Source organism: Candidatus Rhabdochlamydia porcellionis (assembly GCF_015356815.2).
Lineage (GTDB): Bacteria > Chlamydiota > Chlamydiia > Chlamydiales > Rhabdochlamydiaceae > Rhabdochlamydia > Rhabdochlamydia porcellionis.
In genome coordinates, this window is record NZ_CP075585.1 from 878,859 (window position 1) to 894,959 (window position 16,101).

A 16,101-nucleotide genomic window follows, 5' to 3' on the forward strand; every position below is an offset into this window, starting at 1 on the left:
ATGCTAGCAAATTCTTTTTTTTCTCATATTAACATTTTTAAAGTTGCTCAGAATTTCAACTTAATGCTACGATGTTCTTTGCCGGGGATATTTTGGAACTGCAGAACCTGAATCAGGTCAGAACTGGAAAGTAGCAGCCTTAAGGAATCTTTGTTGTGCCAGAAATCAATCTCCGGCTTTTCTTTAAAAAGTAAAAGCCATTCCACCAAACACAGCCTGAAAAATCGTCTTGCTATCATGATGTATACAACTTCTTCTCTGAGATATCTGTTCTGGCGCTGTTCCAATGCCATATAAAAAGATCATTTGATATCCCGCATAAAACTTTACCCATGAAACTGGGATCCAACCTACTTGAGCAGAAGTCTCAGTAAAAAACCCCGCTCTTACTCGCTCCCTCTTACCTTGTAGAGACTTTTCCAATCTTAAATTATTTGCTATACCACCTGCTTTGGCAGCTATGCTCCAATAGGTAACATCTGTTGGATTAGATTGTAAAAGACAACCCAATTGCAATCCAAACATATCATTGCGCATATTTACAAAATAAGGATTCACAATAGCATTAGTGATTGATAGAAGCTTTAACTTCTCTTCCAGGCGAAAGTAGTGAAAGCCAAACAAAGTAGCAAAGGAAAAATAATTTTGCGCTCTTGGGGTCAAATAATACCAATAATTTGCTTCTCCTGCACAAAAAGCCACACGATACTTTTCTCTAACTAGATCTGCTGCTGGAAAACTAGAAGCATTTTGCTTTAAAGGAATAAGCAAGTTTTGATTTCCAAATACTGATTTATTAAAACCCCAAGAGTTAACATGTAAATAATTAAATTCCAAGCTGTTAGTACAATCAGTTGTATAAACAATTCCTACACGATAGCCTGATTTAAAATCAAAATCACGTATATTAGATAAAGCACTGGTCTGATTACTCGTGTTTTTGACAAGAGTCGTTTTCTCTATATCATTGCGTTTTAAATAGATATATTCACCATAAAAGTCTAAATTACTCTCTGCAGAAACAGTTGAAGCGCAAGCTAACGCTCCGCAAACAACACTAATAACCCATTGTTTTCTTTTCATAAGACCCATCTTTTTATAAAAAATATTTTGTAAATATACCATCCGCAGCTTATAAACTTAAGCAAAAAATCCTTTCTTACTGTGTTTAATGCACTTACAAGACTCTTATAAAGCAAGAAAATGATTCATTCAATCATAAATTAAAAATTTATTAATTTTAAATTAATTAATAAATAAGAGTGTTTTTTAAATAAAAAAAACAAATGTATGCTAAAATAAGCCTCTTTAAAAGTGAGAGATTTATTATGCCTGTATCTGACTCTTGTCCTATCTATCAGAGAACCTATAGCCTGCCTCTAGTGAGGAGAATATCCTTTCCTAAAGGTCTATCTAGTGGTATTTCTTCTTTTATTGGTTCTTTTTTTAATCCTTATGACCCCTCTCTTTTCTCGGTTTTTTTAGATCAAAAAAATATAAGGATTATTGACCAACTATCCGACTTCGGCAAGACCCTAGAGCAATATCATCCTGGAAAAACACGTAAATTACTTAACGACTTTGCAAGAAAATATGAAGAAAATCAACAAAACCTAGATTCTTTACAGGATACTCACACAAAGACATTAGAAAAAATTGAAAAAGAATACCACAATATCACTAACTTGTCCGATGAACAAAGAGTTAAAGCAAACAATTTTTTTAATGAGTTTTCTGAAAAGTTTAAAGCACTCATAAGCACCTATGATGCCGAAAAGCTCCAAGAGGCTTATTATTTGCTCGATGCATTTAACGAAACAATCATGCAATCACGCCAATTATATATCGGATTAGATAAAGTAGTTAAACATATTGAAAGCAAGCATGCATTTTTACAAACATTCAAGGAACAATTCAGCTATATTATTTTGCTAAAAGAGCAATTCAACCCTAATTTAGAAACTCAAGGTTTTAACCAAATTGCTAGAAGACAAGCTAACCGTGCTGGATTACTCGATCTAGTTGCTGATGTGAATGCTATTCTTAAAACACTTGTTCCTAAAACTACTCTTAAGACAATCGGAAAAGACGACAATGTCAAAAACAAGCTGCTTAAAACCATACTACAGAAAAATGAAGAAGTTGTTTCTTTTATGCAAATACGCATGGAGAGACACAGAAAATCCATATTCAAAAAAATAAGGAGCCATCTTAAGGACGATACTTCTTCTTGTGAGGATTTACAGAAAAAATTGGAGCTCTTATCTAATGATAGAAAAGCTCAAGACCTCCTATTAAATCTCAAAAAAATGAGATTCTACCTTAAAGACGATGCCCCACTCTCTTCTTGTAACGTTCTAAAGGAAAAATTAGAACTTCTATTAAAAGAGCAGCCCTATCTCTTTATTGAAAGAGAGAAAATAGCTTTAACCCGTCTTTTAGAAAACTTATCTGTTATTGCTCTTGGAAAGCGTTTTAATAAAGAAGATTTACAGGAGCTGTTGAATCAATGCAAAAATATTATTCAAGAACTACTACCAAAAGAAACTATTTTTTCGCAAATAACCACTTCTCTTTCTAAATTAGGAATTTCCCTTATAAAAGGAAATATAACACCTAATGACCATAAAGATTTAATAGATCTCTTAAATAAATTTATTAAAAATCCCAAAATTTCTTTTAAAGAAGATGAAAAACAAAAGTTTTTAGATTTAAAAAGGGCACTTTTGTTTGATCCTAGTCAATCTATACCTATAGAAAACATACCTTCTTTACAACCTCAGAAACACCTTAAATTGGTAAAGGAAATTGAAAAACGTCCTTTTTCTAAAGAAGGGAGTAAATTGGCTATTGAACAAGAATTAGAAAAATTGGCAAAGCATACAACAAGTCTTACTTTGATGATGTCTATTGATAATTTTTTTTTTCATCCAACTAGAGATTCTCTCTTTTACCGCAATATCATACAAAAATCTGAAGAAATGGATGGCTGTCCTAAACAATTATTTCTCGAGGAACTTAAAATACAAGAATTTCCTACATGGAAAATCGTTTTAGCAAAGGTCTGCTTTTTTGTTACTAAACTTTTTAAAATAGAAAACCTTATCCATACGACGATTTCTCGCACAATAAGTAACTACTCTAAAATGATTTATCAAAAATTGGATCAAGAATACACTCATGATCAATTTCGGGCTCTAAGCCAGAAACTAATAGAAAATGCAACAATATACTTTCATTTATTAAATTCTGCCATCTCAAACGCTAAAGTAGATGCGCAAAGATTTCCAGATCAAGAACAGATCACTCACTTGATTATAGATCAGCTTTTGTCTTTAGGACTAGGAAATAATGAAGCAGCGCTTAGAGAGTTTAATCTTCCTGATCTCTATAGTAAATTAGTAGATGATCTTGTGGAAAAATCAGAATCGGGTCTATTAAAATGGATTGTATCTTATTTAAATAAACATGAGCTTGTTTCTTCTATTATCAAAACAGGAACGGATTCTTTTATTAAACCAGCTCCTAATGGAAATGCTTCTGTTTTAGATCTCTTAATCCGCAACGGCCTTAAAGCGTTCTATAAAAAATTGCAACAACCAGAGAAAGATTCTCAAGAAAAGCTACTACCTTCTAGTCTGCTTGTCAAGGAATTTGTAGAAAAACTTATGCAAACTTTTACTCAACATAGAGATATTCAACAAATAGCTTCCTCTACAAAGATTGCTGTTGCTAAGGCAAATTTTATGAAGGAATTGCATAAACACACCCCAAAATTAGAAGGGATAATTAGCCAACAGATAAAAAATTACGAACAACTTAACTACAATACAGAGTTACTATTACATGCGCAAAATACACAAGCTCTAGGAGACAAAAACAGAGAAGCTCTCTTCATTTTACCTGTTCTTAGAGATAAAATAACAATACCTCTGAAAAAACTTAACAATCTTTTTCTTGGAGAGGTAACTCCTGAAAATACACTGCAAGAACATACCATATCCGTAAATGAGGTTATAAGCGATAAAATAAATAATGCTATAAAATCTGAGATCGATCATATCATTAGAGAAAAAATTATGCTTGGTCTTACAAAATTATTAAAAACTCCTCTTTCTGAAGAAATCCTCTATGATTGGCTCTATCAAGGCTTAGCATTAACTAACCAAGTTATTGAGCACCCTAAAGAAAATAAAGAAAAACAAAGCGCTGTAAAAGAAGAGATTACAGAGCTCTTAAGTGATATTAGTGCTTTTATTGCTAGTACAGTACCTAAAACTGCTATTAAGAATTTTACAAAGATTGAGCGCTTAGCATCAAAGCTGGCAGAGAAGAGCTCCATTGACCTACTAGTATGGATTTCTCCTATAATCCAAGAGCGTTTACAAAATATTGTAGACTTAGCAGCACAAGAAGCCTTGTACCAACCTGAACTTGTATCTCAATTAGGCAGAAGAATTATTTTGCCCACAACTGCTTTTTTAAGAAACTCTTAAGAATCTTTCCTGTTTTCAAATTGTCGTTGTAAGTGAGTAAGTTTTCTTCTTAAAGCACCTTCTACATCGACCCCATTACTATCTGCTGTCATCAAAATAGCAATGAGAGAGTTAGCTATTTGTTCTTCTGTATGTAAAGGTAAAAGCTCCGATCTGAGCTCCGGAAAACCATTTGTCTTAAGTCGGTGTAAAATTTTCTGCGCTCGAGCTAAGCTAGGGAGGTTTTCTGAAATACCGCTAAGAACTCCTTTAGATTCTCGTTTTTTGATCTTCTGCCAGTTCTCTGCAATTTCTTCCACACTATGCACTTTTACATTGTCAAAAACATGAGGATGACGACGGATCAGTTTCTTGTTTATATTTGATAAAATATGGGTTAAATCAAATCGTTTATCCTTTTCCGCAATTTTAGCACAAAATAAGAGGGTATAAAGCATATCGCCTAATTCTTCCATGATCTGCTCATCTGAATCTCGATCAATGGCTTCTATCGCTTCATGCACTTCTTCGAGAAGATAGGGCTGCAAACTCTTTAAGGTTTGCCTACAAGACCATCCACAATGATTGAAGAGCTTGTCTATTGTTTCTATCAAATTCATGAATTCTTCCATAAGAGCCTTATAAAAGTGAGTTGTCTAAAGGATCCTATCATTTTTTCCGTGTTTTATTTAAGCTAAATAAAAATCTAAAAGAGGCTTCATGCAACGACAATTCACAGCAACTGTATACATTATTAAAAATGACAAAGCTCTTTTGCTCATGCACCCTAAATTCCATAAATGGCTTCCCCCAGGAGGACACTTAGAAGAGAATGAAACTCCTCATGAATGTGCTTTGAGAGAAGTATTAGAGGAAACAGGTTTAAAAATCGGTTTTTATCAAGATGGATATCTTCAGGTATCTCATAAAAACGCTTACAGCATCCCACGTCCTTTTTTATGTTTATTGGAAGAAATTCCCGCTTGGAATCAGACTCCTATGCACCAGAATATAGATTTTGTATTCGTTGGATATCCAATAGAAGAGGGTTTAGTCAAGGAATTTTCTTGTCGATGGTTTTCTAAAGAAGAAATTCTAGAGCTGAAAGAAGAAGAAACTTTTCCCGATGTTAAGCAAATTATCCCTGAAATATTTAATGCAAACCTCTTTTCCACAAAGGTTTAAATATGAGAGGACTTTTTATTGCTTCTACTGGTCAACATATTGGAAAAACCACAGCCTGCTTAGGTCTTTTTTCTGGGTTGCATAAGCTTTTTTCTCATTTAGGCTATATGAAGCCTATTGGGCAGCAACATATTACCACAAAGCAGGGTCTACAGGTAGATAAAGATGTATTAATCTTTAAAAAACATTTTGCATTAACCGATTCTTTAGAATCTATGAGCCCTATTGTAATTCCATCTGGTTTTACCCGTGATTTTTTAGATAAAAAAATCCACATTGACGATTTGCGCAAAAAATTGATCCTCTCTTTTAAAACAATCAAAGAAAATAAACAACTCATTCTTGTAGAAGGTACCGGACATTGTGGTGTGGGATCCATTATCCATCTAAATAACGCTCAAGTAGCTAAAGAGCTAAAACTTCCCTTAATTTTAATCTCTTCGGGAGGATTGGGCTCTAGTTTTGATGATTTGACACTAAACATTACCCTTTGCAATCACTATAAACTATCTATTTTAGGAGTGATTCTTAACCGTGTATTGCCCCAGAAACAAGAAATGATCCAGCATTATATAAGAAAAGCACTTAAACGCTGGAACCTGCCTCTATTAGGATGTATTCCTTTTGATCCTTTTTTAAGTACTTTTTCCATGGGGGACTTTGAGTTATTATTTCAAACCCCTATTATTACAGGCTCTAATTATAGATTTCGTCACTTTGATCGTATTCGATTGGTAGCAACCTCTGTAGAGAGCTATCGTGAAATGATTCTGCCCAACCAACTCATTATTACACCATCTAATCGCGAAGACATTATTTTAGCCACCCTTAATAAACACTTAGAACTATTAGATTCTCATAAGGAAGGTCTTTGTACAGGAATGATTTTAACAGGAGATTTTTCTCCCCGCCATTATTTAATAGAACAATTAGCAAAAGCTGACATTCCCGTTCTCTATACACCTCTACATAGTTATACAGCAATGGAAAAAATTTCTGCTTTTACTGCAAAGATATCGACAGAAGATACCGACAAGATTAAAGAAGCTATTTCTATCGCAGAAAGCCATATCGATTTTTCTTTATTACAATCTACTCTTAATGGTAGCTAACCAATCAGAGCAAACCTTTATTAAACGATGGGTATCAAGATTTTTTAAACAAGCTCCTGTGGCACACTTTCTCAAAAGAGGGCAACGAGACCAAAACTGCACTTTATAAGGACAGATCCCTTGTACAGAAAAATGCTGTAGCCCGATCGGTCGATAACAATTTGCTAGTGAAGGTCCAAATATACTAAAAGAAGGAGTATTCGTTGTTGCACATAAATGCAGAGCTGCTGAATCTACGCAAATAACTCCATCCATTTCGCTCATTAAGCTCTGCCATAAAGGTAAACTCAGCTCTCCTATACTCAAGGATTGAGATTTAAACCTTTGTACCATATAATCGGCTTGTTGCTTTTCAGATTCTGTATGGTATACAAAGATAAAGCATACGGAGTATTGGGTGCTAATGTGCGTTAGTAAAGAACATAAAGTTTCTACCTGCATCTCTTTATTTGGCCAACGAGAATGCGCTGCTATCATAAGACGCATTGGTACTTTAAGAGATCTATTTGCTAATAGAATTTCTAATCTATTTTTTTCTAAGAATGTTAAATTCATAGAAATTGATTGCGGGAAAAAAATTGTATCATCGTTAAAATAACGCTGAACCAATTGCAAATATTTCATTTGCGCATTAAGTATTTTAGCAAGGGGTATTTTTTTTGTAGTGACCAAAAGATTGATTCTTTCTTGTACGTGAGTGGAGTCAAAACCAATTTTTTCTTTGGCCCTTGCTAAGAAAGTTACACAGGCTGATTTAGCATTTCCCTGCAAATCGAATAATAGATCGTATTTTTTAGAACGCAGGTTTTTAAGGGGGCCAAAAAAAGTTTTCCAAGCACCTAAAGAAGAACGCCAGGCTTTAGTATCAATTGGAATAATATTAGAAAGCAAAAATGAAGCCGATAATAAAGAAGAATTGGGTTCTTCTACTACCCAATCAATTGTTGCTTCTGGGAATCGAGCACGCAAATATTGCAAAGCTGGTAATGTTTGAATAACATCTCCAGTAGAAGAGGTTTTAACTAAAAGAATAGAAAAAGATGAACTTTGCATATCGAAACAGAATATCCTTCAGTAAAATATAGCCAAAGTAAAAAAATCATGATAAAATGTAAAATTTATTTTATGTGAGTATATAAACAATGAAATACATAGGATCTTCACAACAACCAACAGCTCTTTACTACATTGCTTTAACAGAAATTTGTAGGCGTATAGCCTTTGGAGCTATTGCTTATTTATTTTTCTTATATATTGCCGACTTTCAATATTTTACAGAACACGCTTCCAGCCAAATAGGAACTGTATTCCTATTAATTACTATCTTTCTACCTATATTAGGTGGATTTATAGTAGAACGCATTCAGTATCGTCTCTCTGTTATTTGGGGGGTTTTATTAAACGTAGTAGGCTGCTTTCTGATTTTAACCAGCTCTTTACCTTTTCTATTTATTGCTCTTGTTTTGGTAGCTTTTGGAAATGCTTTATTTCAACCAGGTAGTTACGCGCTCTTAGGTACCTTTTATCAACAAAGGCCTCATTTAAGAGACTCTGGTTTTTCTATTTACTATGCACTGATAAGCTTAGGGCCGCTTCTGGCATTTTGGATCCTAAACTCTTTAGCTGACTTAAAAAACCTGCAGGCAGCTTTTGCAATAGCAGGTAGCATTGGATTAATGGGTTTAATTCCCTTAAGTATAGCTTTAAAACAATATAATAGACTTAAACTTCAAGCTGCAGAAAATGCTTTTTCTCCTCTTCATAAACAGGAAAAAGATCGAATTTGGGTAACGGTGATCCTCATCTTATTTTCTATTATTTTTTGGATAGCTCAAGACTTAAGTCATATGACATTAAATCCATTATTGATCGAATATAGTCCCAATATAGCTAGATCTCTTCCTTTTGACATGCAGCTTTTTAGCATACAGAGTTTATATCTCATTCTAATTGCGCTTGCTTTAGCAAAAATCTATCTTTTTTCTTATAAAAAACGCTCTTATAGCAATGCTATCTTAAAAATTTCCCTTGCCTTTTTCATCTTAAGTATTTGTTTTGCCATGCTTACTTTAGACAGCTTTGAGTTAAATTTTGGCTCCTATATAACTAGTTCGGTATTTACCATATATTTTTTCGTGGTTTTAGCAGAGCTGCTGTTAGCTCCTATTGGTCTTTCTTTAATCACACGCTTATCGCCACGCCGCTATACAGCTGTTTTAATCGGTATTTGGATCACTTGCTTTAATGCTGCTTTTTATTTAAGAGACTTAGCTTTTTTATTTATTCCAAGCCCTATTTCTTCACACATGCTTTTTAAAGCCACTGCGATAGCACTGATTATCATAGGCCTTCTCGTATTTGCACTTTCCAAAAAACTAAATCGTCTGTGTCATTTTGAGCTCTTTTAAGTGCTCTTTGAAATCCTCTGGAACTTTTGCTTTGGCTGTTATCATTTGATGAGAAACAGGATGAGGGAAACGCAAGATATATGCATGCAGCAAATGACGTATAGGAGAGGTTCTGCAAAAAAAATGTTTTGCATAGAGGGTATCGCCTAAAATAGGATGTCCTATATAGCTTAAGTGTACACGAAGCTGGTGTGTCCTACCGGTCATTGGTTGACATAAAAGAAGAGAAGCGGCTTTACTACGCTTTAAACAACGCCATAAAGTAACAGCTCTTTTAGCACCAGGTGTAGTAGTTACTCCATATAGGCTCTGTCCTTGGTAGCTTTTTAATTTTGCAATAGGCTTATCTATTTTTCCTTCCTCTTGCAAAACTTGCCCATCCACTAGTGCTAGATAAAACTTTTCCACAGAGTGCTTTTTAAATAAAGCAATCAATTGTTGTAAAACGAATGTATTTTTCACAAAAATTAAAGCACCTGAAGTCTCTTTATCCAAACGATGACCTAGTAACCACCTATCTTTTAGTAAAGATTGCAGGGCTCGCATATCACTGATTAACATTGCGGGTTTGTTACAGATAAGCAGATACTCATCTTGATATAAGATCTCTAAGTGTTTTGGATGAAGAATTTGGGTCTGATATAAGATTACCACATCCCCTATCTTTAGAAGATGGGTAGAAAAGCGCTCAACAATTCCATTTACAGTGCATAACTTTGTATCAATTGCAGATTTTAGAGATTTAACCGAGATGTCTTTACATTGCAGTCTTAAAAACGCAAGTAAAGACATCCCTTCATGTTTTTTTTTCAATTGAGCTTTACACAGAATCTTTTTCATCAAAATGCTCAATAAAATCCATCGTGACTCTTACCCCAGCTCCTGTCGCCAAAGTAGGATGATAAGATTTAGACTTTGATAAATAGGCCACCCCCGCAATATCTAGATGTGCCCAAGTTGTGTTAATAAATTGCTGTAAAAAAGCCGCTGCTGTGCAAGAAGATGCAGGACGGCCGCCTATATTTTTCAAATCAGCAATTTCTGATTTTAGCATTTCGGTATACTCTGGATATAAAGGAAGACGCCAAAGTCGTTCATCTGTCCTAAGAGCGGCTTCTTGCAAGCTCCTTGCAAGGGAATCATTATTAGAAAAAAGACCTGCAGCCTCTTCACCAAGTGCAATCACAATAGCTCCTGTTAAAGTAGCAAAATCAATCATAACAGAAGGAGAATAGGTATCTTCAACATAAGAAAGAGCATCTGCTAAAACAAGTCTCCCTTCTGCATCTGTATTACCAATTTCCACCGTTTTCCCTAAACGACTGGTATATACATCTCCTGGTTTATAGCTACTAGGGCCTATTGCATTTTCTGCTAGAGCAAGTACGCCAATAACGTTTTTCTTAGTTTTTAAGCTACAAAGGCTCTGTATTACACCCAATACACAAGCACTACCGGCCATATCGCATTTCATCGCCTCTATATGCCCTGTGGTTTTCAAATTAAGACCACCTGTATCAAAAGTAATCCCTTTTCCTACAAGTGCTATTTTTTCTTTAGAAGAAGGATCTCCCATGTATTCTAAAACAACTAAAGCAGGAGGGTGAATGCTTGCTTTTCCCACAGCTAGCAATAAATTCATCTGCTCTTTTTCTAATTGTTTTTCACGTAAGACGATTACTTTAAGCTTCTTACAGTCTTTACTTAAATCCTTTGCTATTTTGATTAAACCTTCTACGTGAGAATCATCAGCATTATTATTCACTAAATCACGTGTAAGATATACTCCTTGCATAATCTGTTCTACCTTCCTGATTAAAGAAGCATAGGATGGCTCTACACCGCAAATGCATGCATTCTCCAAAGGTGCATTAAGAGGATTGCTTTTAAAACAATCAAAAGCGTAATTCGCTAGGATTAATCCCTCTAAACTAGCTCGGACAATAGAAGAGCTCTCTTTTTTGTCAAAAGAAGGCAAAAGCACATTACAGCTCTTGAGATTTTTAGCTCTTAGCTGCTTGATTGCACTTGCATAAGCCTGGCGCAACGTTTCTGTTTGACAGTTAGCTTTTTCTCCTAACCCTAATAAAAGAATCCTCTTTTCTATTCCTTTTTCGCGATACAATAAAAGCGTTTCCCCTTTTTTACCGGAAAAGTCATCCAATGAAATCTTTATAAGAGCATCAAATTCTTGTAATTCAAGAGCTATTTGCGCTTGTGTCTTTGTTTTCCACAAAGGACAGATCACAACATCAGCATGTTTTCGTTTTTTTGGATCGGAAATATGGGTAATTTTAATCATAATAATTAAAAAGGAATCTCCTCTTCTGCATCGAATGATTCGTTACTTAAAAGTGGCTTGGCATGAACGCTCTCTTCTTTTAATGGAGCATCGGTTGTTTGACTTGCTTGGTCTGTGCGACCAAAAGGACTAAACATGATATTGTGAGCTGTAATTCCTGCTGAAATCTGAGACTTCCCCTCTCGATTTGTAAAGATTTCTAAGTCCATTTCTCCTTGAACTATAATAGGGCTGCCTTTCTTAAAATAAGTCATCATTTTATCAAATTGTTCGCCCCAAATAGTAACCCTCCACCAAATTGTCTCATCTTTTCCCCCTTTACGCGCACGTGCAGCTACACGCAAAGAGGTAACTTTTCGACCTGATGGGGTAAACTTAACTTCTGGATCAGAACCTAAATGTCCCGCAATTGTAGCTTGATTCATAAAAAATATCCTCGTATTTTTAAAAGTGGTGCTACAAAGAGTATTTCTTGTAGCTGCTAAAATAAGCAAGCAGTTTTCTTCTAGGTCAAAAAAAGCTCGAAGCATTTAAGTCTATTCAGAAAAACTACTTAGTTGCTCTACTTCGGTTATTACAGGACTTAAAAGTTTAATAAATAGCTTAAAAGCATGATTCATGCTTTCAAAGATTTTTCCTATTTCTAGCTTTAAATTTTGATAAGAAATTTTACGCCTTTGATCAATAAGAGTAAAGTCTCTTGCAGAAAGTAAATTTAATCTATAAGCCAAATCCCAAATATATCTATAGTCTCGTTTTAAAGAAATACTAGAATTTTTATGTAAATAGTGATGTGCGATACTTATATTAAGATCTTTAAGATCAAGCCTATCCTGTCCTGTTATTAAATCTTTTTTATAGAAGTTTTCCGTTAATTGAAGAAGAGCTAATAAATTATGAGAATAGTTATTTTTTCCTGTTTGCAAGAAAATAATTGCTCTAAACAGATGTTTAAATAATTTATCCATGTTTACCATTGTTTCTACTTGGAAAAATTCTTGCAAAGAATGAGCCTCTTGAGGAAGAAATAAAGAAATTTTAATCAATTCTAGATATCCTTTTATTGTATTAATGGGCAGTAACAGCTCTTCAAAATCTTGGATATTCTCTAATTTATTCACTGATTTAAGCATGTCTAATGCTTGGTTGCATTTTTTTGATATAGATGTTTTATTTCTGCTAAAGATCTTATTAAAATCCCTGTTTTCCATTTTACTCTGGATTTGCTTTTGCACTTCATCCATTTTTTTTAAAAACCCACAAACATTCTCTTGAGGAAATGAAGAGGCTTCTGTAATAAACTCTATGGTTTGGCTATACATTCCAAAGCACAATTGAACCGCTTCTCTTAGCACAACTAGATCTAACTCCTCTTTATTTTTATAAAGATGTAATAATTTTTGTAAAAAGATAAAGGGTTTTGGATGAGTACTTTCTTCTGGGTAAAAAAATCGATAATCCTCTGGATAGCAAAACCAAAGATGTATTCCAATATCCTTTAAAAATCCCCTTTTCTCTTCCAGGTTGTCTATATGAGCTTTTTCTGCTAACTCGATTAAATCATGAGTATTTGTAATTTCTGTATTTTCTATTAAAACTTTTAAAGAAAGCATTTGTTCTATAGCAAAATGACAGTGGATTAAGCTACTGCGAAATCCTAAAACCACTCTATCAAATCTTTGATCCTCTATTGCTTGTATGATTAGTTCAAGAGCTGCTGTTGCAATGACTAACTGAGTATGTATTTCCTTTATCTTCTCTTTTCGTATAATGTTTAACTCATCTGAAATGTGAACTTGTGTTTTTGAAAGATGTATTTTTAACTGTTTTAACATGCCATCAATGGTTTTGCTTAAAAATCCATTTACTTGACCACCTTCTTTTAAAAACGCGTCGATTTCAGCAAAGGATACTTTAAACAATGTTGGTGTATTAGAAGCGGTTACGCTCATTGATTCGCTGTCTGAAGAGCTTGAATCCTCTATGACTTCACTATCGCTATCAGATTCTTTTATAGGAGCAGCAAATGTTTTTTTTTGAGAAGAACTATATTCGTATTCTGCTTGTATAAGTTCTTTCTGATTTTTTTCAATAAGTGCAATTTGCTCCTGTGTAATCTCTTGCTTGGATTCTTTTACTTGGAAAGAATCGCTCAATTTCTTCATCAAATATTCAATATTAGAAATATCTTCTCGAAATGCCACAGGCTTCATAAGCTCTATTTGTAAGGAATTTTCTATTTTCCTCCATTTTTCTAGATAGGCTTTAATTTCCTTTTCTGACACAGGCTTATTTGTTTTATCTCTTTTTATTTCTTCTAGAGAAGCCCCTCTTATCACCTTCATTCTCTCTAAGTTTGAATTTCTATAGATAGGAATACCTTCTTGCTTTATCTCTAGCATACATTTTAATTCACCTACTTTTTGCTTTGCTTCTTTTAAAGGTTCAATCACCTCATCAAAAAACTCTATAAAATTTTTGAGCTTTTCTTGATATAAAAGAAATATGTTTTTAGCTCTCCAAGCAAGAATTTTAGAGGAAATATCTCTAGGAGTATATAAGAGCTGATACTCCCATGAATTCTTTATAAATCCTACAATATTTAATCCACAGGCATCTGCTACTTTATTCAAAAAAACATTAAGAACTTTAGCCCATAATACATATTGATTAAGATGCTTTCTAGTTGGATTAAGATGCTTTCTAGCTGTTGGAATTCTCAAATCCCCTGGAGTAGACACAGATTCTAATTTAACGATTTGTAGAGCCTTATGATTTCTATTTATAAAATTTTGCTTTGATTGAAATAGTGTTAGCTCTTTTCTATGTGAACTACTCAAGCTAGGCAAGGATAATAAAGCCTTCCATGTTTGATCTATATTTTGATCTATATACTGATCAAAATTTCGCCAAATTTTCAATAATAATAAGATAGAATCACAAGGCAGATTATAAATTTCATTTTGCATCCAAGCGAAAACCTCTGCAGAACATCTCTGGGCATAAATCTGATGAAGGTTAACCCCTGGATGTTCTATTAAGTGGGTATATATCTGTTGAGCCTCCTCTTTAGAGGAACTTGGAGTCGCTTGGATAGCAGCAAGAAAAATATCTTCAAGAGAAGATTGGCAAAAATCGGGATATATGGAAAAAACTAAGCGCCATTGCTGAGAAAAGCTATTCTTTTCCAGAAAAGCTTTTTGCTGTTCTTGATCTTTGATAAATTTCTCAAAAATATGGGTTGTATTTTTTAATGATTTATCTACAAAAGATTTTATCAAGGATTCCAATGAGTTTGGTAAATCTTTGATAGTAAGTTGATTTAGTTCGCTGAAGTTTTTTAAAAATAAAAGAGCTTTATTCTTATTTACAGAAGAACTTGAAATAGACATAATTTAACTTTAAAATGTTTATTAAATTTAAATTCACATGTTAATTGTGAATATAATATAAATGTACAATATTAAAATAAATATAATTATTATTTAATGATAAGAATAAATAAAAAAAATCTTCTATAGAAGTAGAAAATGATGATTTACTACTAAGAGCGGGCTCTTTTTAACTATTTTTTAATGCGTTTAGCAACTTTCTTAATTCGAGGTTTTTTAGCTTCTTTAAACAATTTATTTAGAACGTCTTTTTGAAGTCTTTTTCCTCCATTAGTGCCTAAATATAGGGTGGCAAGGGCCCCTACAGCAATTCCTAAGAAGGTTCCCAAAAATAGATTTTTGCATGAATGGTCTGATTGAAACATTTTTACCCTCATTTTGTTAGTTTTTTCCATAACTGCATTCCGGCAGCTGCCAATTCTAAGATATCAGCTAACTTATCCTCGTTTTTCGCAATCTTCTTATCTAGCTCTTTGAGTAAACTCTCAGGATCCTCAATTTTGTCTTTAACAACTTCTCCTGCGTTAGCAAGAGCCTTGCCTATAAAATGCAGGGTTGATTTCCTGTCTTTATAAGAAGAGCTTTTTAAAAGAATAATGATACTAGCTCCAATAGCGCTTCCGATAAGGGCTCCTAGAAGGATATTCTTTGTATCTTTATGGTAATTTGACATATTACTTATCCTTTATTTTTTTCAGTAGAATCACTGCATCTGTCACATAATTAATTACTTCTGTAAGTTTTTCATAGGTATTTGTTTTATGGGATTTTCCATGAGAGAGTTTAAGCAATGGAGTAAATAGAAAATTTAAAGACTCTGATTTTTCCTTTATATCTACGGTTAAATCATTTACGTTTTTAAGTAACGTAACGCTTTCAGCAGAGATTTCTTTTAATTCCCCTTCTACTTTAGTTAGAGTGTGTTTAGTTTTTTTTAAAGTTGCACAAGAGCTGCGCAGCGTCATAACTAAAAAAATGACTAAAACTACAAAGGCTAGGGTACTTACTGCTATGCAAACCTCAATAATCATAGAAGCTCTCTATTAAAAATAGAAGATAGTATTTTTCTTATTCTTAATTTACATTGTGCAATTATTTATAATAACATGTAAATAAAAAATATAATATATTATTATAAAACTTTAATTATTAATTAAATAAAAATTTTTTTATTATTCTATAATAAACTTTGAAAAATTAGGAGGAATATTCGAGATACTTTAAGGC

Annotated in this window: 14 protein-coding genes and 1 other RNA gene; 5 read left to right on the forward strand and 10 right to left on the reverse strand. The window is 33.5% G+C overall.

The window, feature by feature from the left end; genetic code table 11:
* Positions 1-81: 81 nt before the first annotated feature.
* Positions 82-179, forward strand: an RNA gene (gene ffs, locus RHAB15C_RS04040) — signal recognition particle sRNA small type.
* 4 nt (positions 180-183) lie between these two features.
* Here ffs and RHAB15C_RS04045 read toward each other — a convergent pair.
* Entirely contained in the window at positions 184-1,083 is a 900-nt protein-coding gene (locus RHAB15C_RS04045; RefSeq protein WP_194845412.1) for a hypothetical protein, read from the reverse strand.
* A 245-nt stretch (positions 1,084-1,328) separates the two neighbouring features.
* On the opposite strand from RHAB15C_RS04045, the gene RHAB15C_RS04050 reads away from it, so the two are divergent.
* Positions 1,329-4,496: a hypothetical protein gene (locus RHAB15C_RS04050; RefSeq protein ID WP_194845411.1), complete on the forward strand. Its 3,168-nt coding sequence runs from the start codon at positions 1,329-1,331 to the stop codon at positions 4,494-4,496.
* Here the strand turns inward: RHAB15C_RS04050 and RHAB15C_RS04055 are convergent.
* A complete protein-coding gene (locus RHAB15C_RS04055; protein WP_194845410.1) occupies positions 4,493-5,095 on the reverse strand; it encodes a MazG nucleotide pyrophosphohydrolase domain-containing protein in 603 nt (200 codons plus the stop codon). The two genes, RHAB15C_RS04050 and RHAB15C_RS04055, sit on opposite strands and share 4 nt — an antisense overlap.
* Before the next feature lie 100 nt (positions 5,096-5,195).
* On the opposite strand from RHAB15C_RS04055, the gene RHAB15C_RS04060 reads away from it, so the two are divergent.
* Positions 5,196-5,660, forward strand: coding sequence for an NUDIX hydrolase (locus RHAB15C_RS04060; RefSeq protein WP_194845409.1), 465 nt, complete (start codon positions 5,196-5,198; stop codon positions 5,658-5,660).
* A 2-nt stretch (positions 5,661-5,662) separates the two neighbouring features.
* Positions 5,663-6,772, forward strand: a complete 1,110-nt coding sequence (locus tag RHAB15C_RS04065) for a phosphotransacetylase family protein (protein WP_194845408.1) — start codon at positions 5,663-5,665, stop codon at positions 6,770-6,772.
* Here RHAB15C_RS04065 and RHAB15C_RS04070 read toward each other — a convergent pair.
* Positions 6,746-7,825, reverse strand: a complete 1,080-nt coding sequence (locus RHAB15C_RS04070) for a glycosyltransferase family 9 protein (protein ID WP_194845407.1) — start codon at positions 7,823-7,825, stop codon at positions 6,746-6,748. The genes RHAB15C_RS04065 and RHAB15C_RS04070 overlap by 27 nt on opposite strands.
* An 89-nt stretch (positions 7,826-7,914) precedes the next feature.
* Here RHAB15C_RS04070 and RHAB15C_RS04075 point away from each other — a divergent pair, with 89 nt between their 5' ends.
* Positions 7,915-9,180 carry an MFS transporter gene (locus tag RHAB15C_RS04075; protein ID WP_194845406.1) on the forward strand — a complete coding sequence of 422 codons (1,266 nt, stop codon included), beginning with the start codon at positions 7,915-7,917 and terminating at the stop codon, positions 9,178-9,180.
* Here the strand turns inward: RHAB15C_RS04075 and RHAB15C_RS04080 are convergent.
* The 7 genes from RHAB15C_RS04080 to RHAB15C_RS04110 form a co-directional block, all read right to left on the reverse strand.
* Entirely contained in the window at positions 9,148-10,020 is an 873-nt protein-coding gene (locus tag RHAB15C_RS04080; protein WP_194845405.1) for an RluA family pseudouridine synthase, read from the reverse strand. The genes RHAB15C_RS04075 and RHAB15C_RS04080 overlap by 33 nt on opposite strands.
* Positions 10,001-11,482, reverse strand: coding sequence for a leucyl aminopeptidase (locus tag RHAB15C_RS04085; RefSeq protein WP_246587518.1), 1,482 nt, complete (start codon positions 11,480-11,482; stop codon positions 10,001-10,003). Before RHAB15C_RS04085 ends, RHAB15C_RS04080 begins: the two co-directional genes overlap by 20 nt.
* A 5-nt stretch (positions 11,483-11,487) precedes the next feature.
* Positions 11,488-11,907: a single-stranded DNA-binding protein gene (gene ssb, locus RHAB15C_RS04090; RefSeq protein WP_194845404.1), complete on the reverse strand. Its 420-nt coding sequence runs from the start codon at positions 11,905-11,907 to the stop codon at positions 11,488-11,490.
* A gap of 111 nt (positions 11,908-12,018) precedes the next feature.
* Positions 12,019-14,874, reverse strand: a complete 2,856-nt coding sequence (locus RHAB15C_RS04095; protein WP_194845403.1) for a hypothetical protein — start codon at positions 14,872-14,874, stop codon at positions 12,019-12,021.
* Positions 14,875-15,047: 173 nt separating this feature from the next.
* Positions 15,048-15,239 carry a hypothetical protein gene (locus tag RHAB15C_RS04100; RefSeq protein WP_194845402.1) on the reverse strand — a complete coding sequence of 64 codons (192 nt, stop codon included), beginning with the start codon at positions 15,237-15,239 and terminating at the stop codon, positions 15,048-15,050.
* A gap of 8 nt (positions 15,240-15,247) precedes the next feature.
* Positions 15,248-15,547 (reverse strand): hypothetical protein, encoded by a 300-nt coding sequence (locus RHAB15C_RS04105; RefSeq protein WP_194845401.1) that lies wholly within the window; start codon positions 15,545-15,547, stop codon positions 15,248-15,250.
* Between the two features lies 1 nt (position 15,548).
* Positions 15,549-15,905 (reverse strand): DUF948 domain-containing protein, encoded by a 357-nt coding sequence (locus tag RHAB15C_RS04110; protein WP_194845400.1) that lies wholly within the window; start codon positions 15,903-15,905, stop codon positions 15,549-15,551.
* Positions 15,906-16,101: the final 196 nt, after the last annotated feature.